This is a genomic window from Pelotomaculum sp. FP, assembly GCF_004369245.1.
In the GTDB taxonomy this organism is placed as follows: domain Bacteria; phylum Bacillota; class Desulfotomaculia; order Desulfotomaculales; family Pelotomaculaceae; genus Pelotomaculum_C; species Pelotomaculum_C schinkii.
Window position 1 is genome coordinate 1 of record NZ_QFGB01000066.1, and the last position, 22,939, is coordinate 22,939.

Consider the following 22,939-nt stretch of genomic DNA (forward strand, 5'->3'; position numbering starts at 1 on the left):
CATTATAACACATTACGCAAAATTACTCACTAAGAATTGGAGAGAATTTGACATTTTTTTAATAAAAAAAGCCCTGTTTTCAAGGCTTGTAGAGATTTCTATATTAGCGCAAGTGTCAAAGACCCGGGGTAGCAAGTGAAGATTTGCTGTAAATTGTTGAAAAAAGTTGAAATGTTTTTGTAGACAAGTCGTCAATGTTGATATATAATAAATGTAATCAGAATATAAGATTCAAAGATGCTTATAGTTGTATTATTGGTGTACTATGAGGTATTTATCGTTACTATGTCGAGATGTGTGATATAATTTTAAAAGTTTGCAGGAAGGAGGAAAAACAGATGCGTTGGGTATACAGCCTGGTAGTGGTTCTCTCCCTGGTCATCGCCTCCGGCGCCGGCCACAGGTGGTAGGAGCTTAAAGCAGTCACAAACCAAAATGGTGAAGATAATCTTTTAAAACCTAAAGGAGGAAAAACAGATGCGTTGGATATACAGCCTGGTAGTGGTTCTTTCTCTGGTCATCGCCTCCGGCGCCGGCCACAGGTGGTAGGAGCTTAAAGCAGTCACAAACCAAAATGGTGAAGATAATCTTTTAAAATCTGGAAGGAGGAAAAACAGATGCGTTGGATATACAGCCTGGTAGTGGTTCTTTCTCTGGTCATCGCCTCCGGCGCCGGCCACAGGTGGTAGGAGCTTAAAGCAGTCATAAACCAAAATGGTGAAGATAATCTTTTAAAATCTGGAAGGAGGAAAAACAGATGCGTTGGATATACAGCCTGGTAGTGGTTCTCTCCCTGGTCATCGCCTCCGGCGCCGGCCACAGGTGGTAGAAATTTTACATACAAAGCTGAAATACGCAAAAAGCGTCGCCATTGTCGTAGAGGGGGACGCTTTTTTCATGCAATCAAATATTAATTATCTTTGTTCCAGCAGCCGGTACAGGGATTTCTTAAAGTGATCGTCGTCCGCGGCTGTTCTTTTTCTGGGTCCTCTGGTTCTACCCCCGCTTCTTCTGAATTTCGCCTTTAGCTCCCGCTCCTCCAATAGGAAGTCAATTGTCTCCTTCCGGAAAATCCGGCCGGCCGGAGACAGAGCGGCGGCCCCCTTGCCGAGGACGATAGCGGCCAGGCCCCAGTCCTGGGTGACCACAATGTCTCCTTTACCGGTCAGGTTGACCACTTGCAGGTCGGCTTCCTGGGGCGCGTTTCCCACAGTGATGTGGTGGTCGGATTCAATCCGGTGATTGAAGCTTGCCACTGTCACCAGGTTTACTGCAAATTCTGCGGCAGCCGCCCTGCAGGTTTCCAGCGCCTTCTTCGGCGTGGCGTCCGCGTCAACAATAATTTTCATGAAACCATCCCTTGCCGCCAAATTTAACATTTATTATTGAGATGTTCTCTCAAAACTGTACAGCGTAGGAGTTACAATGTTTTAGACGTTTGGTCCGCAATACGCTAGATGTAACAAGCCGGAATTTACATCCCACTTTTTACGCCCTACGCCTTACGACCTACGACTTGCTTTTTCAGGTCAAGCCCTCGACATTATTATAACCTTCTTTACCGGTATACCGGCCGGTTCTTTTTTGAGATTTCTTTTAGCTGTCGTTTGTGTTAGTTTTATAGTATAAGAAAAAAAACATTAGGGGGTGCAATTTTTTGCCTGCCAATCTTACACCCCAGTATTATGACGCGGAAGAGTCCTACAAGAAAGCGGTAACTGTTGAGGAAAAAATCGCCGCCTTAGAAGAGATGCTCGCGGTTATTCCCAAGCACAAGGGTACCGAAAAGATGCAGGCCGATTTAAAAAAGCGTCTTTCCAAACTTCGGGAGGAAGGTCAAAAGAAAAGCAAAACCGCCCGGATCGACCCTTTTTTTATTGAGAAGCAGGGGGCCGGGCAGGTGGCTCTGGTTGGATTTCCGAATACCGGCAAGTCGGCCCTCCTGGGCGCTGTAACCAGGGCCAGGCCGAAGATTGCCGGATATCCTTTTTCCACTACCGTGCCTCTGGCCGGTATGATGCCTTACGAGGATATTTACATCCAGCTGGTTGATACTCCACCCATTACGCAAGAGATTGTACCACCCGGGTTGGCCGGCGCCCTGGGCAACGCCGACGCGTTGCTGGTCCTGGTCGATGCGGGCTCAGACGAATGCCTCGAGCAGTTGGAGTTTTGTTTGAAGTATTTAAATGATAAAAAGATCGTCCGGGACGATGCGGCTCTCAACACGCGCGGGATACCACCCGGCCGGCGCCTGGTGCTGGCCACCCGCGCGGATATGCCGAACAGCAGTGACAATATTGAGATCATGCGGGAACTGTGCCCCGCCGGTCTGGAGATTTACCCTGTTTCAGCTGTCACCGGTGCAGGTCTGGAAGCGCTGAAGGAAAAGATTTTCACGATACTGGGGATCATTCGCGTCTATACCAAGGTTCCCGGCAAAGAGCCTGATCTGAAAACTCCGTTTATATTGCAGCAGGGCAGCACAATTCAGGAATTGGCCGCGTCTATCCACCGGGATCTGCCGCGCCTGATGAAAAATGCCAGAATCTGGGGTTCCGCCCGTTTTGAGGGTCAATCAGTCATGCGTGACTACGTGCTGCAGGATCGCGATATCGTAGAAATAACTCAGTGATTGAATGAACCGGCCCGGAATGAATGAGCTTGCTCATGCTGGTATGAAAACGCCTGTCGTTGTGAACGATAGGTTTTTTTATAGCCGGTATGTGTTCACGGCCTTGCTTGTGAAAAAATGCCTGGCAATGCACTGACTGCGGAGGTGAATAGGGTAAATCTCAATATTTTAGTAATATTTTCTTGTGCTGGGTCATATTGTCTAGTAGTTCCGGTAAGCTTTGCAGCGCCACCGGCATATACATAATGACATTTAAATGAGAAGTGGAGCAGGGGGAGATGGGAGCATGATTTCCGGAATTTGTCAGCCCGCAGCTGTTGGGGCCGGACCCTGGATAAGAGTATAAAATCGCCAGATGCGGGTTAGTATAGGGACGCCCCCTTAATATTGTATCTTTTCAAAAGATATTTTCTTTTGGCCTTTCACTATAAAAAAAGAAGGACTTTTGCTTTCTTAGCAGAAAATTCTTCTGGTGTACTTTTTTATGAGACTTTAACGTTTGCAAAGGGGATAGCCATGGAGGTACTTTTTTACGGTGTCCAAATTTTCCTGACTGGCTTTACGTTTTATTACTTTGTGATTTCTCTGTTTGGGTTCTTCCGTAAGCCGGAAGACTATTCTTTGCCGCCCAGTTCCCGTTTTGCTATAGTGAGCGCTGCGCACAACGAAGAGAAGGTTATTGGGGAATTAATCCGGAACCTCCATGAACTAAACTACCCGAAAGAGCTTTATGACATCTATGTTATCGCTGACAATTGCACCGATCGTACCGCCGCTATCGCAAGAGAGCATGGCGCTCAGGTAATCGAGCGTTTTAACAAGAAAGAGATAGGCAAAGGCTATGCCCTTGAGTATGCCTTCAACCAAATTTTTGCGGGCAACGTTTCTTACGACGCGGTGGTTGTCTTTGATGCGGACAACCTGGTCGACAATGATTTTTTAAGGATCATGAACGCGCACCTGCTCAAGGGAGAAAGAATCGTCCAGGGCTATTTGGATACCAAGAACGCCAGCGATACCTGGATTACCAAGTCTATTTATATCGGCTACACACTAACCAATCGCCTTTGGCAGCTTTCTAAGTATAACCTGGGCCTTACCTGTGCTTTGGGCGGTACCGGTATGTGCATTTCAGTGGATCTGCTGAAAAAGTATGGGTGGGGTATGACTTCCCTCACCGAAGACCTGGAATTTCAGACCAAGGCTCTATTGAACAACGTCAAGGTTTGCTGGGCTCATGAAGCCAAGGTCTATGACGAGAAGCCCCTGACCCTGGGGCAGTCCTGGAACCAGCGCAGGCGCTGGATGCAGGGACACACCAATGTTGCCGGCCGCTATATGGGCAAGTTGTTGCGGGAGGGGATTCGCACCAGGAACTTTGCCATGATTGACGGCGCCCTGTATTTGATTCAGCCCTTTTTTCAGATGCTTATCGGTCTGAGCGTGATTGTAAATGTTTTATATCTTGGTCCGGAGCTGCTGCTGGAACATTCAGCTTGGGGCTATATCGGTTTCTTTGCCCAGTTTTTCTACTTCGGCCTGGGTCTATATCTGGAACGGGTCAGGTTTAAAGTATACTGGTGGCTGGTGTTTTACCCAATCTTTGCCCTGACCTGGATCCCCATCGCCTACATCGGTTTCGCCATGCGCAAGAACAAAGAGTGGTCCCATACCCTGCACATCCGCAACATCAAGCACGAAAACCTGCCCAACCTGTACCTGCCGGCCAAGGCCGAAAGCAGGAGAACGAGCTAACGATTTGCTTTGATGCGAACCCCCCAAGCGGGGTTTTGTTTTTTTGTGGGTTGTTGACAAGGGGACGCAGGTGGACAATTTTTTTAGTTGTGGTTAACCTGACAACTAAACAATGGTATACTTGCATTGGATACCATTATCTTAAAGGAGGGTTACGAATGTGAGTAAAGCCCAAATATACTTTATTGTGGCTCTTTTATTTGCTCTCAGCGTAGCAGTCTTTGCTATCCAAAACACGGAGAGCATCAGTATAAAATTTTTATTCTGGCAGTACCAGGGCATTTCCAAGGTCCTCGTAATCCTCGCCTCGGCGGCAGTTGGCGCAGTGATGGTTATGTTTTTAGGCTTTTGGTGGCAGATTAAAAAAGCTATGTATATACGCCAGTTGGAGGCGGAAATTAAAACTTTGAAAAACCAGCAGCCGGCAGCCGTGACAGTAGAGCCTAAAGTGCAAGAGGCGACTAAAAAAGAGTTGGATTCGTAAGCCGGCGCGTAATAAAAGAAGCGTCTGAAACCGTAAGATAGGGGTTTAAGGATGCTTTTTAATTTAAGGTTTTAATTGCCTGTGTTTTTTTATTGTAACCCCTGATAACAAAGTCCGGTCCATCTAGCAATAGAATCAAGTTTCATGGTAAAATAAGCTATTATATATCTACAAAATCCTATCATTTACGCTGTTTGTCCACAGTGGTATGTGCGGAAATGTTTTCGAGGGACTGTAAGTGAAGGAGATCCTTTTCCTAAAGGCAGTTGTTATTGGTTTTTTTCTGGCCGTACCGATTGGGCCGGTAAATTTACTGTGTATCCGCAGGACCCTGCTCGGAGGCAGGATTATTGGTTTTATATCCGGGCTTGGAGCAGCCGTGGCGGATACTTTTTTCGCCTTTGCCGCAGCCTTTGGATTAAGTTTCATTACTAATTTCTATGTCCAGGAGGAAAAATGGCTCCAATTTGGAGGCGGAATCTTTATATGCGTTTTGGGCGTGATGTCCATGCTCTCACACGAATTCGGGAAGCCCGAAAAGAAGAACGGAGGACGCGGCAGGGGAGGCTTCCAGGCCTTTATTTCGAGCTTTTTTCTCACTTTAACCAACCCCATTACCATCCTGGCTTTTGCCGCTGCTTTTGCCGGGTTCGGCTTAATCAACCCGGACGAGGGACACGCCTCCGCGTTCCTGGTAGTCACCGGTGTTTTTCTCGGATCTATTATCTGGTGGTTTACAATCAGTTCGATAGCGAGCTTTCTGCGCAAAAAATTGAACAGTCATGTCCTCCACAGGATTACCCAGATCTCCGGACTGGTTATTACCGTGTTCGGTGTTTTAATCCTGTTGGGAGTCATATAAAAAAGGACAGGCGTTGCGCCATTTTCTTCTTGACTTGTGAGAGGGGTTCCTCTATTATTAGCACTAAGGATATATCGCCAAAAGCGATGAAGGGGAAAAGTAGACGGGACACAGCTTTTCAGGGAGGAAGCGTCGCGACTGAAAGCGCTTCTACAGTATGAGCCGTTGAAGTTCTCCCCCGAGTTGACGGACTGAAACCATGCAGGAAAGTAGGCCCGTACGGAGACTTCTACCGTTAAAAGGAAGGGGGTATAAGGAATTTGTTCCCGTACCCTGCAAGGAGTGGGCTCTTTTTGTGAGCCAACTAGGGTGGTAACGCGAAATTCTTTTCGTCCCTATCGGGCGGAAAGTTTTTTTATTTTACATTAAGCCTGCAGGTAATGGGATAACCTGTACCTTTTGAAGTGGGTTCTATAACAACCAACCGGGGTGGTACCGCGGAAGTCCGCAGCTTTCGTCCCCGCGAAGGCTGCGGTTTTTTTGTGCATATTTTACGTAAAGGGGGTGAGCCGCTTTCTTTATACAGCCAAACCTTAAGGAAAATGAGATGAATATGATTAAGGGGGAAAAGGCGTTGCCGAAGGCAAGGTTGATCGTGGTTACAGCGCTGGCAGGCGTTTTGGCCGTTGTGTTATTGCTGCTTGGCGGGTGTTCCGGCAGCAGTTCTACCGGCAGCAATGCCGGCCCGGTAAAGGAACCATATAAAATTGGAGCGGTTGTAGACATTAGCGGCCCGTCCTCATCATTGGGGGTACCCGAGCGAAATACGCTCCAGATGCTGGCTGACAAGGTCAATGAAAGCGGTGGAATTAACGGCCATCCGTTAGAGTTAACCATCCTTGACAATAAGAGCGACGAAACTGAAGCCGTACTTGCAGTTAAAAAGCTAATCGACCAGCAAAAGGTGCTGGCGGTAATCGGGTGCAGCGCCAGCGGAACCTCCATGTCGATGATTGATACCGTGCAAAAAGAGCAGGCGCCCATGATCTCCATGGCCGCGGCCAGCGCCATTGTAGAACCGGTACAGGAAAGAAAGTGGGTCTTTAAAACTGCCCAGAGTGACCTGGTCGTGGTCAACAGGCTGATAGATTACCTGAAGGAAAACAACCTTACCAGGGTGGCTTTCCTCTACATGAACAACTCGTACGGCGACAACGGAAGGAACGCTTTTAAGGCGGCGGCCGGAGCAGGCGGCCTGGAAATAGTGGCGGAAGAAAAATTTGAAGCGACCGACAAGGATATGACCCCGCAGCTTACCAGAGTCAAAACCAGTGGGGCACAGGCAACGGTTGTATGGGCTATTCCGCCATCGGCCTCGATTATCACTAAAAATTACAGGGATCTGAGCCTGGAAATTCCGCTCCTGCACAGCCATGGTGTAGGGAACCAGAATTTTATTGAGCTGGCCCAGGGAGCGGCGGACGGAGTACTGCTGCCAATCGGCAAACTGACCGTGAGCGGGCAAATTCCTGACAGCGACCCGCAGAAGAAGGTTCTCGACGACTACATCGCCGACTACAGCAAGCGTTATAACTCTCCTCCCAACTCTTTCGGCGGGTATGCCTGGGACGCCTTTTACCTGCTGGTGAATGCCATTGAAACAGCAGGCCCGGACCGGGCGGGTATCCGCGACCAGTTGGAAAAAACCAGCAACTTCACCGGAGTCTCCGGGATCTTCAACCTGACGCCAACCGACCATAATGGCCTCGATGAAGACTCCATGGTCCTGGTACGGATCCAGAATGGTCAGTGGAAACTGATGGAGTGAATTATTTATTGATCGGGGGCTTTGGAATTGACTTTATCCAGTCAACTGCTCCAGCTGTTTATTTCAGGGCTTACCATGGGCAGCATCTATGCGCTGACTGCCCTGGCCCTGGTTTTAACCTTTAATATTACGGGAGTGCTCAATCTGGCTCTGGGTGAGTTTTTGGCCCTGGGCGCCCTGCTGGCCGCCAGTCTTTATGCGGCCGGACTCCCTCTTGCCGCGGTATTTTTGATTGCTGTAGCGGCAGTCGCGGTACTTGCCGGATTGCTGGAACGGGTGGCTGTTAAGCCGGCTATACAGTCTTCGGTGTTGACCCTGGTGGTGATCACCGTTGGCATTTCCATATCCCTGCGGGGTCTGGCCCTCCTGATCTGGGGAACTGATCCCGTCTCGCTCCCGGCTTTTTCTGAGGGAGGACCACTGGTTGCCGGGGGGGCCGCGATCAACCTGCAGAGCTTATGGATAGTAGGCCTGCTGGCGGCAGCCCTGGCCGGACTCTACGCTTTCTTTGAGCTGACCTATGCCGGCAAGGCTGTGCGGGCCTGTGTAATCAACCGGACCGCCGCCAGGCTGGTGGGTATTAACCCGTCCGCCATGTCGTTCGCCGCTTTCATCGCCAGCGGCGCCCTGGGAGCGGCAGCAGGTATTTTTATCACTCCGGTCACCCTGGCAACCTATGATATGGGATTTTTACTGGGTGTCAAGGGCTTTGTCGCGGCTGTTCTCGGCGGCATGCAGAATGTGGGGGGAGCGGTACTGGGCGGCCTCCTCCTCGGGCTCCTGGAAGTTTACGGGGCGGGCCTGGTATCCTCCGGGCTGAAAGATGCTCTGGCTCTTTTGGTCCTGCTGGCCGTGCTGCTGATGAGACCGGAAGGCCTGTTCAGCGCCGCCGTCCGAAAAGTATAGAAATATGAATGATGCGGAATGAAAGTAGTATGCATGATGTCGTAGGGCGTAGGGCGTAAGGCATATGAAGTAAGGAATTGTTTTTAAGGATATGCTGCTTAATTTTAAGGCCCGTGAGGAATGCAGTTAATATTACGCCTTACGCCATCATGCATACATCCCAAAATTTGCGCCCTATGCCGTCAATCATACTGCTTAGGATATACGCCCTACGCCATCGTTCATACTGCTTAAAAATTTACGCCCTACGCCATTTATCTTGGATTTGGGAGATTGAAGATGAATAGAAAAACGATTCTGATGTTCGCGGGGCTTGCGCTGCTTCTACTGCTGCCATTCTTGCTGAAAAGCAATTACATCCTGGGCATTCTAATCGTTACCGGACTGTACGCCATTGTCGTCACGGGGCTGGGTCTCCTGATGGGTTACGCCGGCCAGGTTTCGTTCGGCCATGCCGCGTTTTTTGGGATGGGTGGTTATACCGTGGCAGTGCTGACCACGGCTTGGCACTGGCCCACCCCGCTCGCCCTCCTGGTTGCGCTGGTACTGCCCGGGCTGGTTGCCGCCCTGATTGGCGCCCCCACCTTAAAACTGAAGGAACTGCACCTGGTCCTGGCCACCCTGGCTTTCGGTATTTTGGTACATATTCTATTTAACGAACTTAAGTCCTTGACCGGGGGGCCATCCGGCCTAACCGGAATTCCTTACTTTTCCCTGGGAGGTCTGGTTTTTGACCGGGATATCAAATTTTACTACCTGACGCTGGCCGTTCTAACGCTTGTTTCGCTCGGAGCCAGGAACCTGATTGGCTCAAGGGTGGGAAGGGCCATGCGGGCCATCCGGGAAAGTGAGCATGCCGCTGAAACCTCCGGTATCAATACAGCCGGCCTGAAACTTCAAGCTTTTATCTTCAGCGCTGTGCTGGCCGGCCTGGCGGGGGGACTGTACGCTTTTTACGTAACCTTTGTAAGCCCATCCCCTTTTGGTTTTCAAACCTCTGTACAATTTGTGCTTATGGCGGTGGTAGGTGGTTTGGGGACGATGTGGGGGCCGCTCCTGGGGGCGGGACTGGTGGTTGTCCTGGGGGAGGCGCTGCGCTGGGCGATCCCGTTGGCCATACCAGGGGCCGGCGGGGAGTATCAGATCATATTTTATGGAATCATCCTGGTATTGGTGATGATTTTCCGTTCCGGATTTAAACAAAGGGGGGTTAGTCAATGCTGATGGAAGCAGCCGGCCTTACAAAATATTTCGGTGGCGTCGCTGCCGTAAAAGATATAAACTTTATGGTATGCCAGGCGGAGATTTTTGCTCTGATCGGTCCTAACGGGGCGGGTAAGACTACCCTTTTCAACCTGATAACCGGCATGTTGGCGCCGGACGAGGGTAGGGTCATTTTTGACGGACGGCCTATATCCGGCCTGAAGCCCCACCGCATCGCCGCCGCCGGGATAGCCAGGACCTTTCAGAATCTCCAGCTCTTCGGCAGCATGTCGGCGCTGGAAAATGTAATGGCAGGCGCTCATTTGAAGGGACGTACCGGGTTTTTAAAGTGTCTGGCACGCTGGCCCGGTTCTGCCGCTGAAGAACAAAAGACCAGGCTTGACGCCATCACTCTTTTGGGCGAGGTGGGACTGTCAGAATATCAGGACACACCTGCCGCCGCCCTTCCTTTCGGCAAGCAGCGTCTCTTGGAAATTGCCAGGGCGCTTGCCTCCGGCCCCAAGCTGCTTTTACTGGATGAACCCGCGGCCGGCTTAAACAGCGCTGAGACCAGCGAGTTGGCTGCCTTTTTAAAAAGGCTGAGGGAAAAGGGTTATGCCATGGTGCTGGTTGAGCATGATATGGAAACGGTAATGGAAGTGGCCGATCGCATCATGGCGCTCAATTTCGGCAGTTCCATAGCCCAGGGAACACCATCCGAAATCCAGGCCGACCGTGACGTAATCAGTGCTTACCTGGGGGAGGATGAAGAGGTTGCTTGAGGTTAACGGACTTGAAGTTTATCACGGTTGGGTGCAGGCGTTGCACGGCGTTTCCCTTAAAGTGTCCAGGGGCGAGCTGGTCGCTGTTCTGGGACCCAACGGGGCCGGTAAAAGCACCCTGCTGGGGACGCTGGCGGGTCTTTACAAGCCTGCCGGAGGTGAAATAATCCTTAAGGGCCGGTCTGTTACCCGCAGACCGCCGGAGTATATGGTAAGGCAGGGGATCGCGCTGGTGCCCGAACGAAGGGAGATTTTTGCTTCCCTGACCGTTTACGACAACCTCATCCTGGGGGCCTATCACCGCTATCATTCCGGGAAGGCTGATATAAGGCGGGATGCCGGCATGATATTAGACCTCTTTCCCGCCCTGCGGGGAAGAGAGGACCAGCCTGCAGGCATGCTGAGCGGCGGCCTGCAGCAGATGCTGGCTATCGGGCGAGGGTTGATGTCCCGGCCCTCCTTCCTGCTCCTTGACGAGCCTTCGACCGGGTTGGCCCCGCTGGTGGTTAAGGAAATCATGGCGTCACTTGGGGCTTTGAAAAAGACCGGTGTCGCCGTGGTCCTGGTGGAACAGAATACGAAAGCCGCCTTAAAGGTGGCTGACCGGGCGCTGGTGGTGGAAAGGGGCCGGGTGGCTTTAACCGGAGGAGCAAGAGATATGATGGAAGATACCAGGGTGCAGGAAGCCTACCTTGGCCGTGCCAGGCCGGCAGTGTCTTGACAGCATTGAGCTGTTGACGTATAACGGGCGCAAAATATGTTGGCAAGCTGTTGTTTTCATAAAAATATCATGGAAAGTGGTGTATGTGATGATTTCTATTCTCAAGGAAAGCAAACAGAAGTATTGGGACCAGGAAATTGAAACCATGTCCAGGGATGGTATTGAAGCCCTGCAGCTTGAGCGGCTCAAGAAGACAGTAAAAAGGGTTTCCCGGGTGCCGTTTTACCAGAAGGCTTTTAAGGAAAAAGGCATTGAGCCGGGAGATATCAAGTTGCTGTCAGACCTGAAAAATCTGCCTTTTACGAATAAACAGGATCTCAGAGACAATTATCCTTTTGACCTTTTCGCTGCGCCGATGAGCGATATTGTACGCATTCACGCCTCTTCGGGTACAACCGGCAAACCGACGACGGTTGGCTATACCAGGAAGGACCTCGAAAACTGGGCGGACATGATATGTCGAGGTCTGACAGCGGCCGGGGGGACTAAAGACGACGTGGTGCATGTCGCTTACGGGTATGGACTTTTCACCGGGGGCCTGGGGCTGCACTTTGGGGCTGAACGGCTGGGCGCCTCTGTTGTACCCGCTTCGACCGGCAACACAACCCGGCAGCTGATGCTGTTGCAGGATTTTGGTGCGACTATCATTGCCGGCACCCCTTCCTACGCCCTGTACCTGGCTGAAGAAGGAATAGCGGCGGGCGTTGATTTCAAAAAGCTCAAACTTAAGGCCGGCTTTTTTGGGGCCGAGCCATGGACGGAAAACATGCGGACCCAGATTGAGGAGAAGCTCAGCCTTACAGCCCTGGATATTTACGGGCTGAGCGAGATCATGGGTCCGGGAGTTTCTGTAGAATGCCCGGTTCAAAACGGCAGCCATATCCATGAGGACCACTTTATAGCTGAAATTATCGACCCGGATACCGGTGAACCCCTGCCTTACGGGCAGCAGGGAGAACTGGTCCTGACCACAATTACCAAAGAAGGCATCCCCTTAATTCGCTACCGTACCCATGATGTTTCGGCGCTCTTACCTGAAAAATGCGCCTGCGGACGTACCCACGTACGCATGCAGCGGATTACCGGCCGCAACGATGATATGCTTATAATCAGGGGCGTCAACGTCTTCCCGTCCCAGGTCGAGAGCGTGCTTTTGGAATTTGGCGAGACCGAGCCGCATTATTTATTGGTGGTGGACCGCAAGGGTGAATTAGACAACCTGGAAGTATGGGTTGAGCTGTCCGAGAAGATGTTTTCGGATAAGATTAAACAGCTCGAGGGTCTGGAACAAAGAATTCGCGCTAAGATCTTAAGCGTCCTGAATATAAGCGTCAAGATCAAGTTCGTAGAACCCCGGACCATTCCCAGGAGCGAAGGCAAGGCCAAGCGGGTGATGGACCGGCGGGAACTTAAAAACTCTATTTTTTAATTTACGAAATCTGTGTAAAACGAATGACCGCTACAGGCTTATACTGCATTTCTTACCGGTCAGGCGTAGGGCGTAGGCTTATGCTGTATTTCTTACTGGTCAGTCGCAGGGCGCAGGTTTATTAAAAAAGCAGGGGGAAATCCCCTGCTGCTTTTTTTACGCCCTACGCCCTACGGCCTACGACTTTCTTAGGATGGTTCTGGTTATAAAACGTTCTCGAGGAGCCTCATGCGTAATGGACACGGGGTTATCCTCCGCTCTCTTTTCACCCGGCAAAGTGCTCTTTAACAAAAGCGGGCGCATCATCTTCAAAAAGGAGTCCCGCAAAGGTGGCGCCGTTTTTTAGCAGGAAAACCACGCTATACGCCGACTGTTCCATGTTTCCTCTATTATAATTGCCATAATTGCGCAAATTACTTAAACAAAGCTCCAGTTTTTCCGGATCAGTGATTTTTAGAATACCCGGCTTCTCTTCTAAATCCTGAAGATCCAGTTGGTTTGGCAGCTTGTACGTATCTTGCTTGTTCAGATCAGGACTTTTGTCAACGATTGCGTAGGCGATGTCATCCGGAAGCAATCGAGCCTGATTATAAGCGCCGAGCGCAATGAGCCACTTGCCGAAATGATCATATGATTTTTCCCAGCCCAGGTCGACACTGCGATGATCTTTTAAAGAGATATTGATATGCGCCCAGGGGGGCCGCATATCCGTCATTTCTTCATAGCTTCTTTCGTAAACATCACTCTGCAGGACGCCGACGGCTTGCGCAATCAGTCCCGGATCAATAATACGGACGTTTTTATTGATCCCGGCCGCGCTAACCTCGATCAGATTTATATCAGCAATATTGATGCGAAGAATTTCATTGTGCAGCTGCTTGTATTCCCGCGATTCGTAAATTGGTTTCAGATATGCCGCATAATCCTGCGCGGCAATCTCATACTGCCGGTAAATATGTCTGCCGTTTTCCAGCTCGTAGGCCAGACAAATTTGCTGGGAATCATTATTGGTACGTTTTGCTAAATAGGCTTCTTTTCCATCCAGTCGGTTGGCGACTATTTTCTGGTGCAGTGCATAAATATTGGCTATATTATCCTTTTCGGTAAATATGGCCGGAACAGGCGGCTGGTACTTATATTCAACGCCGTCCCGCACATTGACGGCAGTACGTATATTATTATCTTTTTCTTTTAAGGCGTAAAAAGAGTAATCCAGATAGATGCTTCTTACTTCGACCGGATCGGGCAGCCTTTTTTCATAACCGGCGCAATCAAAATGAAGCAGACCTAACAAGGCGATAATGACCAGGCAATAAATGCCGTAGCCTTTAAGGCGACGCAGCTGAAAAACCTGCAGGGATTTGTTGAGCAGTATTTCGGCCAGGAAATAGGCCAGTAATGAACCGAGAAAATAACCGAAATAGGTCCAGCCCATATTGCCCTGGTTACTGTAAAAATAACTGCCCACAAGCAGCATGAAGCAAAAAGTGACGCCGTATTTGAAAACCGGCCGCAGGATATCGAAGGTAATGGCGTCGCCGGCCGTTTCCAACCGGCGTTTCCGGTAAAGGCGCCTGCCTAAAAAATACAAGGCGATGCTGCTTGCCAAATAAACCACGATTTCAACGGCTGTAATAGAGCGGATAGAGTTTTCAGTCAGCCTGATCAGGGGAGAAAGGTGCGTTACGTTATCGTAATAGAAATCATGCGGCAATCCGTAAACATAGTTGCTCATATTATTCAGCAGCAATAGAGACAGCCCGCTGGGCAATAGGAGCAGGATGAAGCTTAACACGCCCTGCACAGTGGACATACCGGTAATCATGCCGACAGCCACGCTGCAGATGAAGAAAAGCAGGTTCATCAGCAGGCTGACAGCCAGCCAGCTCAGTATGTCCGTACCGTTCACATGTTCAATCCCCAACCCGGCGGCCAGCGCCCAGGTGACCAGCGCAGTAAGTATAAGCGGTACGAACAGGAATATAATGCCTGCCATAACATGAGTCTGGTAAAGGGTTTCCCGCTTGACGGGCAAAGTGTGCAGCATATCCGAGGCCTGACTGTCCTGCAAATATCTAAATAGCAAAAGGCCGGTCAAAACGGGAACAACGATCAACGACATGACCTGCAACAGGGCGGCATTGGTATCAAACTGCAATATGCGCAAATACGCAGACGCGTTATTGATGATCATGTCTTCGGATTTACTGTACAGCATGAATACTTTCAGCGGAACACTCAGAAGCAGTATCAGCAGATATCCGGCGCCTATCCAGGTGAATCTTTTTAAATCATTGAGCAGTATGCCGCGGTTAAGCAAGGATGTTTTTGATTTCATAACCATGATCCCCCATTTCATAGATGAATATTTCCTCCAAAGTGAGCGGCAGGACATCCAAAATGGCAGGGTGATATGATTGCATGCGCTTCATTATCTCTTCATATGCGCCGCGCATGATTAAGATCAGCACGCTGCCTCTTTTTTCCCGGTAGAGCGCCGGCATGTCCTGAAGCAGCGCCGGGGGGGTCTCTCCGCTAAAAGCAACCTGGATCTTATGTACGTCCGCTTTCAGATCGTCCAGGTCCTTCTGGATCAGCATTCTGCCCTGGTGTAAAATGCCGATATAGTCGCAGATATCTTCCAGATCACGTAAATTGTGTGAAGAGAGCATGACGGTCATTTCTCTTTCAGCCACGTCCTGAATAATGAGGTGCTTTACTTTTTGACGCATCACCGGATCCAGCCCGTCAAGAGGCTCGTCCAAGATCATCACATCAGGTGTCAGCGCCAAACTCAGCCAAAAGGAGACCTGGCGCTGCATCCCTTTGGAAAGTGTTTTCACGCGCCGTTTGGCCTCGATATTAAAAGCGCCCCCGAGTTTTTCAAAACGCGCCTGGTCCCAGCGGGGGTAAATATGCGCATAGAAATGAGCCATGTCTTGAATTGTAAAATTAGGGAAATAGTATAGCAGATCGGGAATAAAAACTGTACGCGATTTAATCCAGTCGTTTTCAAATACGGGTTGGTCGTCAATCGTGAGCTTGCCTGAATTTTGTTTATAAATGCCGGCTAAAAGTTTTAACAACGTTGTTTTTCCAGCTCCGTTGGAGCCGACCAGCCCGTAAATAGAGCCTTTGCGCACGGACAGGCTTACGTCCTTAAGCGCCTCTAAATCCTGGAAGCTCTTGCCGACACTTTCCAGCTCAATCATCCGTTTTTACCTCCTCCATTTTTGGCTAACTGCGTTTTAACCCGGGTAATGATTTCTTGGGGGGGAGCGCCAAGATAAAGCATCTCCGACACAATTCTCGAAAGCTCGTTTTCCAGTGTTTGCAAGCGGGCTGTGTTGTTCTCGGGAACAGCAGGCTTGACGAAGCTGCCTTTTCCCGGAATAGAATAAATATATTCCCGGTACTCCAGTTCCCGGTAGGCCTTCTGGATGGTATTGGGATTAATGGTTAATTCACTGGCCAGAACCCGTACGGCAGGTAATTGCTCGTCAGGTTTGAGGACGTTATTGATGATGAGCTCTTTGATTTTATCAACCAGTTGTTCATAAAGAGGCGCGCGGCTCCGCAGGTCCAATTCAAACATAGTGCCCCTCCTTTCTATAATATTGTATTAATACAAATAGTACAGTTGGTACGCTCCTAAATTATATACCCGTTACTTGGCCTTGTAAAGAGGCTTGAACCATACCTTGAAAATCAAGTACAATAACCGCCTGGGCCGGCCCCGGCAGCCTGCCGGCATTTAGTTTGCTGAAAGAGAACAGCCCCGGCGGGCGGAATCCGCAGGGGCTGTTTGCTCTGAGGAAAAGCGAGAAAGCACGCTCTAAGTTGTCAGACAGCCATATTGTACTGCGATCATGGTCAATAAACTTTAAACTTCAATCATACAAACAGTTCAAGGTGAATTTGTGGAGAATGTCGATAAACAACGAAAAGGATGCATATTTGTAGGATTATTTTCTAACAAAACCAGCAGGAATCCCTATTATGGTATAGAAAACGATAAAAAGGGAAATTTTGGGCTTTCGGAAGGGGACCTGCGGTGTGTTTTGTTTAAAAGCTAAGAATCTAATGGTTTTTTTGCTTGCATCTCTGCTGATCTTGTCACTGACCAATGCAAGCTGCACCAAATATTCAATTGCGGCGGAAAGTGATAACGGGGCAAGCGCAACGGCAAATGAGCAATTGGACACGATTGAAGTAGAAGAGATATACCAGGATGAGGGCGTCTTTATAAGGCACATAAAGCACGTGCCTAAATCCAAATCTCCGTTCCCCCCTTCTGAAAGCAATAACACAAGCTTTAATGAAAGTAAGGCAGCCCCAACCGTTGACAGCAGTAATGTAAAAGCAATTATACCGTCGGTCGCAGAAACAGTCTACGACAATACAGCTTATCTCCCTTTGACTCCAGAAGATAACAGCGTGATGGCGGATGTATATGGCCCAAATGATTTAATCCTTGAAAGTGATACCCAAAAAGACCGTTCAGTCAGCAGGGAAGTGTACGGCGAATTTTCTATTAAAAACAAGAAAGGCATGTATACTGCCGCTTTTACACCGAATTCCGGCAGTCAACTCCTCAGATTTTCCAATGGCGACGCAAGCCTCTTGATGAGCCCTTTAAACCCCCGTTCAGTCTCAAGCAGTGTCTATCAAAATACCATTACATATGAAAACATCTATCCTGACACAAATATCAGGTATACGTTGGAGAGCAACCGGCTCAAAGAGGATATAATTGTTCAAAGGTATACCGGCATGAGTGATTTTTATTTTCAATTGAGCGTTAGCAATGCCGTATACGATAACAATTCTGAGGGAGAGATTTGCTTTTTTGATGTTGTCACAGCGAAACCACTGTTTTACCTGGCCAAGCCATATGCGATGGATAAGAACGGCAACCGTTGCGATTTAGTGACCCTTGCGCTAACCAAAGAAGGCTTAAAACTTACAGTTGACCAGGATTGGCTTAAAAAAGCAGCATATCCTATAACTATTGATCCTACAATTTATTTGCTTGATGCTACCTTTACCCGTGCCTCATTTGCCTACAAGAAAGACGGCACACCAGTTTCAGCAAACCAGCCGCGTTATGAGGCAGGCAAGTTTGGGCAGGCGATAATGGTCGAGGAAGGGACTACGAACCTTTTTAATAATCCCTCTGTTGAATCTGATAACTCGGGTTGGTATATAGATGGGGCTGAAAGGTCAAGTTCAGCTAAATGGCACGGAGCGTATTCAGTACGTGTTTACGGTAATGGCTCTAGTGCTTATCGTCGCGTATGGACACCGGTGGCGCCAATTTCACAGTCAGGTACGCATGCGATTTCATTTTATTTAAAAGGGCAGTGGGCAAATGTTAGCATTCAGGCATATAACGCAAGTGGAACTGTTCCTTCAGGGTGCGTCGGAGGTCCTTCCAGCATAACATGGTTAACAACGAATCCAACGTCTGGCGGCAATGCAAGTAGTTGGACCCGGTATGTTGCTATTTGTTCAGGTTGGCCAACTAATACAGCTAACGTTCGAGTACGTGTTTCAGCTTGTGACGGAAGTGCCAATTCTAATGAGGTCTTTGTTGATGCGATTTCCTGTGAAGCAAAGCCTTATGTTACTTCTTTTACAACCCCTACCCGTTCTGCCGAGGCCATGACTATTCCCACAACAGGTATAATCAGTGCTGGCCAAGGAAGCATTGAGGTAAGCGCCTATATTGACCCATCGGGTGTTCATTCCGCTAACAATCCTAATTGGTCTATGGTATTTGCCATGGCCGACGTGCAGTCATCACCATACCTTGAAAAGAATCAGATTTCGATTAGGCGTAGGCCCAACTCGACGAACTGGTATATATATTTTTCCAATGCAAGTGGCCAGATTTCTTCAGTAAACCTGGGCAATATAACTGCCGCCGGATGGTATAGCTTTGGAGTTACCTGGCAGGCAGGTGTTGAAGGTCGTGGTTATTTAAATGGCGTGAATAAGGGTAACGTAGCAGCAAGTTACCTGCCGACTTCCATTACCGCTCCGGTATACTATATCGGGTCCTGGCGTGGAGATTCCAACTATTTTAACCAATTGATTGACGACCTGCGTATTTCCAACCGTGTTCGTACCATGACCGAGATCCTGGCTGCTTATAACAGCGCTCTGCCACTGTCTGTTGATGCAAGCACCACATGCAAGTTAACCTTTGATGATAATACGCAGGCTGGCGTTAGCGATACAGGAGGAACCGGAATAAAACCTTATTGGAATTATACCAGCGCAAGCCTGGGAGGCGGCTGGAGCTTTTCAGTAAACACCTATAATTTAAACATGATATTGAACAAAACCCTTTTCCAAGTGCCAGGCCGCGGTATTCCCATAGGAGAAAGCATAACCTATAACTCCCAGGATACCACAAGCGGTCCCCTGGGGCCCGGCTGGCATTTGGGCTCAGCTGTCAGTCTAGTTGAAAAAACGGATGAAAGCGTAATATATACCGGGGGCGACGGCTCTTCATATACCTTTACCCCCAACGGCAGCGGCGGCTACACTGCGCCCAAAGGCATTTATTTGACTTTGCAAAAAACCGGTATGGGGAACTTCACCATTACCGATAAAAATCAAAATGTTTACACCTTTCTAAACGGCAAACCGATCCGGAGCGTCGACTGGAACAATAATACAACCACTTACACCTACGACGGAAACTTCCGGCTTGCCCAATCAAGAGACCCTTCCGGCAGGATCATAACTTACAGTTACAATACTTCCGGGCGGTTAACCAGTGTTACCGACCCGGCCAATCGTACCTACCAGTTGACCTATCAAAACGGATATTTAACAGGTATTACCGACCCCGACAACCAGACAACTACTTTAAGTTATGACACCAGTGGTCACTTACTCTCATTTAGAGATCCTTTGAACCGGGTGACCTCGTTTATATTAGAATCGAACGGCCGGCTGCAGGCATTCAATGACGCCAGGTCCAATGGCCAGGATATTTACCGGACCTCTTTTTCTCAGAGTACGCAGAGCAACCGGGTGGTAACGACGGTTACAGATCCGAGAGGAAATGCTTCTAAATATTACCACGGTTCCTCCACGGGCAACCTGGTGCAATACTCCGATCCGTTGGGCAACAACTGGAACTACCAGTGGACCGACAACAATTTGATTACTATTACAGATATTAAGGGCTCTACCACCTATGAATACGACAGTAAAGGCAACGTTACTAAAACCACAGATACAGTCGACAGCAATCCCGCCAACAATATAGTGAAAACAATGACATATGACGAATACAACCAGCTTTTGGAGGTGGTTGACGGCAGCGGCAGGAAGACCTCATATAAATATGACAACAGGGGCAACCTCCTGGCAACTTCCAATCCCGACGTCAAAGAGTCAAACGGACGGAAGTACGACCAGTACGGCAATGTCATAGAATACAGCCCCAGGATGTCCTCCAGCCGGAACCTGCTTTTAAACGGAGGTTTTGAAATAGCCGGCACAGGAGGGGAGTTGTTATACAAATGGACCAGAGTACCGGGAGCCGCCACCGCAAGCCTGGAAGGGTGCCAGTTATACGGCAATTCCGCATTAAAATTAAGCAGCAGCACCAGTACCACGGATTTATTTTACCAGCGCGTTGAGGATCTGCATGCTTACGACAAGCTTACTTTAAGAGCAGATGTGAAACTTGAAAATGTAGTAGGTTCAAGAGGAGCCAGAATCAAGCTTGATTACCCGGGGGGGAATGAATACGACGAAACTTACGAATGCCGTGGCACCGGCACGGTCCCCCTGGTATTAACATCTAAAGTCCCTAGAAATGGATCTTATGATTATGTTGACGTTTATATCGGTTTATATGGCGCAAGCGGCACGGTCTGGTTTGACGGTGTGCAATTAGAAAACATATACTGTACAAGTGAAGATTATGATATGAATAATAATCATGGCTTTGAGCATTATGGCTATCCTCTCAGCGATTTTAATTTGGTCGAGAACAGTAGTTTTGAAGATACTGGTAATACAAGATGGCGGCCTAATCCTTACAATACACAGAAATATTTTGTGTACCAACCCTGGGAAGGCATTAAATCGCTTGGGATTGACTATGGAAGCATGTACCAGGACGTTCCTGTGTATGCCAATGAACCGTTGACTCTTTCAGGTATGGTTAAATCCTTTGATGTTGAAGGTAACGGTGCGGGCGCCTACTTAAAGATAGATTTTTATAATTCAGCCAACCAGATCATCACGGGTTCGAGCGCAGAGACGGGGCGTCTTACAGGTACGCAGGAATATACCAGACTTTCATGCCTGGCTAACGCTCCCGCGCAGGCCAAGTACGCCCGGGTGCAGCTGGTTGTTACGGACGGAGGCAGTGCATATTTTGATACGATCAGGCTGGTGCATCGCAAGACCGAGAAGTATACTTACAACGCCTCAGGAAATTACCCTGCCACTTCAGAAGACGCATCAGGAAAGCGAAGCAGCAGTACTTATAATGAAAATACGGGGACAAAAGCCAGCTTTACAGACGCGTTAAATCATACGACATCTTACGGGTACGACAATTTAAACCGGCTGATCCAGGTGACCGACCCGCTCTCCCGCCGCGCCTATATCCAATACGACCAGGTCGGCAACCTCACGGCCACCCGCGACCCGAGAAGCGCAAGCTCCACCGACAACACTTACCGGACGGCCTATAATCACAACAATATCAACCAATTAAACAGCTTGGTTGATCCGCTGAGTGCCAACACTGTAAATACCTACGATAGGGCGGGCAACCTGACAAGAGTGTTGTTGCCGAACGGACTGGAAGTGAATTATACTTACGATAGTGCCAACCGTCTTACCAGAGAGACCCTGAGCAATGGCAAATACTTTAATTACTCATACGACGGAGCCAATAACCTGATCAGAGTTGCAGACCAGGACAACAACAGTTATACATGGGAATACGATGGAGCAGGAAGGGTTATAAGCTCCACAGATAATTTTAATTATAAGCTGTATTACAGGTGGGATAAAAGCAATAACCTGATAGATAAGGATACGAAAATAAATACGTACGATCGTTACATTTATGATAGTAACAATAAGCTTGCATGCATTAGAGATAATTCATACTATAGCTATGATGAAAACGGACGGCTCTATCAGAAAAAATATAATTGCGGTGGTTATGATGAATTTTATAGAACAATCAATTACTATCCCAACGGATGGTGCAAAACGATACAGGACAGCGGTTTTCCTGATCGATATAGAATGAATTACAGTTACTATGATAATGGGAACATATCAACCATCTCTTCCTGGGCGGGGGAAGAAAGCTTTTCATACGACGGTAACGGCAGGCTTATTCAATGGACCTACACCCCGCGCAGCGGTAACCCGGTTCAGGAAAATTACCAGTATGATGCGGCCGGCAACCTGTTGACCAAAGGAAGCGCCACTTATACTTACAACAACGCCAACCAGATAACCAACGCCGGTTTCACCTATGATAACAACGGCAACATGACCAGCGACAGGACCTATAACTATACTTACAACGCAGAGAACCAGCTGATCCAGGTAAAAAGGAAATCAGACAACAGTCTGGTGGCGACCTACACCTATAATTTCAACGGGCTGCGCAAGAGCAAGACTGTTTACAGCGGCCAGACCGCAACGACAACTAATTTCCACTGGGACGCATTTGGCCGGTTGATCCGGGAAAGCAACTCGAGCGGAGAAGAAACTGCTACTTATTCTTATGATTTAAGCGGTAATCTACTTAAGGTAAATGGCATAAATGTTCAAAGCAACACACGCGGCGATGTTGTTTCGCTATGCAATTCTTTCACTTCTTTAAAGGCTAAATACCACTACGACCCTTGGGGTAAACAGATTTCTTACACTGGTACCCTTGACAAGCCGCAGCCTTTCAGGTACGCCGGGTATTACTTCGACGAAGAGACGGGGTTGTATTATCTCAAGAGCAGGTACTACAGCCCGACATTGGGGAGGTTTTTGACGAAGGATTCGATTGAGTATATAAAATACGGAAATCCTCAGACGCTTAATTTGTATACTTATGCGGAGAATAACCCGATAAGCAATATAGATCCCAATGGAGAAGGAATACTTAGTACAATTGTTTCAGCAATTGTAGAACATGCAATTAGTAAAGCAATAAGTTCTTTATCTCATTCTTCATCTAGCTCTTCTAAGAAAAAGAAGACCACTTTATTAGCATCCATAGGTGTTCGGTTAACCAGAATTAGGTAACTCATAGATAATAATAAAGAAGGGAAAACCCTCAAGTCGACAGAATCAGGGAATATTCAAGTATAAATAATTTCCAGGAGGTCGCCCTGATGACT

16 protein-coding genes and 1 other annotated feature are annotated in these 22,939 nt (G+C 48.6%); of the genes, 11 read left to right on the forward strand and 5 right to left on the reverse strand.

The window, feature by feature from the left end; translation table 11 throughout:
* Positions 1-562: 562 nt before the first annotated feature.
* Both Psfp_RS18280 and Psfp_RS18285 read right to left on the reverse strand, forming a co-directional pair.
* Positions 563-844, reverse strand: coding sequence for a hypothetical protein (locus Psfp_RS18280; protein ID WP_153189559.1), 282 nt, complete (start codon positions 842-844; stop codon positions 563-565).
* Between the two features lie 70 nt (positions 845-914).
* Positions 915-1,349, reverse strand: coding sequence for a DUF188 domain-containing protein (locus Psfp_RS18285; RefSeq protein WP_134219959.1), 435 nt, complete (start codon positions 1,347-1,349; stop codon positions 915-917).
* Between the two features lie 308 nt (positions 1,350-1,657).
* Between Psfp_RS18285 and Psfp_RS18290 the strand changes: the two genes are divergently transcribed.
* The 10 genes from Psfp_RS18290 (at position 1,658) to Psfp_RS18335 (ending at position 12,545) form a co-directional block, all read left to right on the forward strand.
* Positions 1,658-2,635 carry a GTPase gene (locus Psfp_RS18290; protein WP_134219960.1) on the forward strand — a complete coding sequence of 326 codons (978 nt, stop codon included), beginning with the start codon at positions 1,658-1,660 and terminating at the stop codon, positions 2,633-2,635.
* A 516-nt stretch (positions 2,636-3,151) separates the two neighbouring features.
* On the forward strand, positions 3,152-4,390 hold the full coding sequence (locus Psfp_RS18295; protein WP_134219961.1) for a glycosyltransferase family 2 protein: 1,239 nt from the start codon (positions 3,152-3,154) through the stop codon (positions 4,388-4,390).
* A gap of 160 nt (positions 4,391-4,550) precedes the next feature.
* Positions 4,551-4,874: a LapA family protein gene (locus Psfp_RS18300; RefSeq protein ID WP_134219962.1), complete on the forward strand. Its 324-nt coding sequence runs from the start codon at positions 4,551-4,553 to the stop codon at positions 4,872-4,874.
* Between the two features lie 238 nt (positions 4,875-5,112).
* Positions 5,113-5,736, forward strand: coding sequence for a LysE family transporter (locus Psfp_RS18305; protein WP_134219963.1), 624 nt, complete (start codon positions 5,113-5,115; stop codon positions 5,734-5,736).
* 77 nt (positions 5,737-5,813) lie between these two features.
* Positions 5,814-6,076 (forward strand) — a binding site (T-box leader).
* Positions 6,077-6,310: 234 nt separating this feature from the next.
* Positions 6,311-7,504: an ABC transporter substrate-binding protein gene (locus Psfp_RS18310; protein ID WP_243120788.1), complete on the forward strand. Its 1,194-nt coding sequence runs from the start codon at positions 6,311-6,313 to the stop codon at positions 7,502-7,504.
* A 27-nt stretch (positions 7,505-7,531) separates the two neighbouring features.
* Positions 7,532-8,410: a branched-chain amino acid ABC transporter permease gene (locus Psfp_RS18315; RefSeq protein WP_243120790.1), complete on the forward strand. Its 879-nt coding sequence runs from the start codon at positions 7,532-7,534 to the stop codon at positions 8,408-8,410.
* Positions 8,411-8,689: 279 nt separating this feature from the next.
* Positions 8,690-9,634: a branched-chain amino acid ABC transporter permease gene (locus Psfp_RS18320; RefSeq protein WP_134219965.1), complete on the forward strand. Its 945-nt coding sequence runs from the start codon at positions 8,690-8,692 to the stop codon at positions 9,632-9,634.
* Positions 9,628-10,395 (forward strand): ABC transporter ATP-binding protein, encoded by a 768-nt coding sequence (locus tag Psfp_RS18325; protein ID WP_134219966.1) that lies wholly within the window; start codon positions 9,628-9,630, stop codon positions 10,393-10,395. Before Psfp_RS18320 ends, Psfp_RS18325 begins: the two co-directional genes overlap by 7 nt.
* A complete protein-coding gene (locus tag Psfp_RS18330; protein WP_134219967.1) occupies positions 10,388-11,116 on the forward strand; it encodes an ABC transporter ATP-binding protein in 729 nt (242 codons plus the stop codon). Before Psfp_RS18325 ends, Psfp_RS18330 begins: the two co-directional genes overlap by 8 nt.
* 88 nt (positions 11,117-11,204) lie before the next feature.
* Positions 11,205-12,545 carry a phenylacetate--CoA ligase gene (locus Psfp_RS18335; protein ID WP_134219973.1) on the forward strand — a complete coding sequence of 447 codons (1,341 nt, stop codon included), beginning with the start codon at positions 11,205-11,207 and terminating at the stop codon, positions 12,543-12,545.
* Between the two features lie 265 nt (positions 12,546-12,810).
* Here the strand turns inward: Psfp_RS18335 and Psfp_RS18340 are convergent, their stop codons facing one another.
* From Psfp_RS18340 to Psfp_RS18350, 3 genes are read right to left on the reverse strand one after another with little or no spacing between them, the layout of a single operon-like run.
* Positions 12,811-14,883 carry a DUF6449 domain-containing protein gene (locus Psfp_RS18340; protein WP_134219968.1) on the reverse strand — a complete coding sequence of 691 codons (2,073 nt, stop codon included), beginning with the start codon at positions 14,881-14,883 and terminating at the stop codon, positions 12,811-12,813.
* The gene (locus tag Psfp_RS18345) at positions 14,858-15,757 is read right to left on the reverse strand and encodes an ABC transporter ATP-binding protein (protein WP_134219969.1); all 900 of its coding nucleotides are present in this window, start codon (positions 15,755-15,757) and stop codon (positions 14,858-14,860) included. Before Psfp_RS18345 ends, Psfp_RS18340 begins: the two co-directional genes overlap by 26 nt.
* Positions 15,754-16,140: a GntR family transcriptional regulator gene (locus tag Psfp_RS18350; protein WP_134219970.1), complete on the reverse strand. Its 387-nt coding sequence runs from the start codon at positions 16,138-16,140 to the stop codon at positions 15,754-15,756. The genes Psfp_RS18345 and Psfp_RS18350 overlap by 4 nt, the downstream gene beginning before the upstream one ends.
* 461 nt (positions 16,141-16,601) lie before the next feature.
* Between Psfp_RS18350 and Psfp_RS18355 the strand changes: the two genes are divergently transcribed.
* A complete protein-coding gene (locus Psfp_RS18355; RefSeq protein WP_134219971.1) occupies positions 16,602-22,844 on the forward strand; it encodes an RHS repeat-associated core domain-containing protein in 6,243 nt (2,080 codons plus the stop codon).
* The last annotated feature ends 95 nt before the right edge of the window (positions 22,845-22,939 follow it).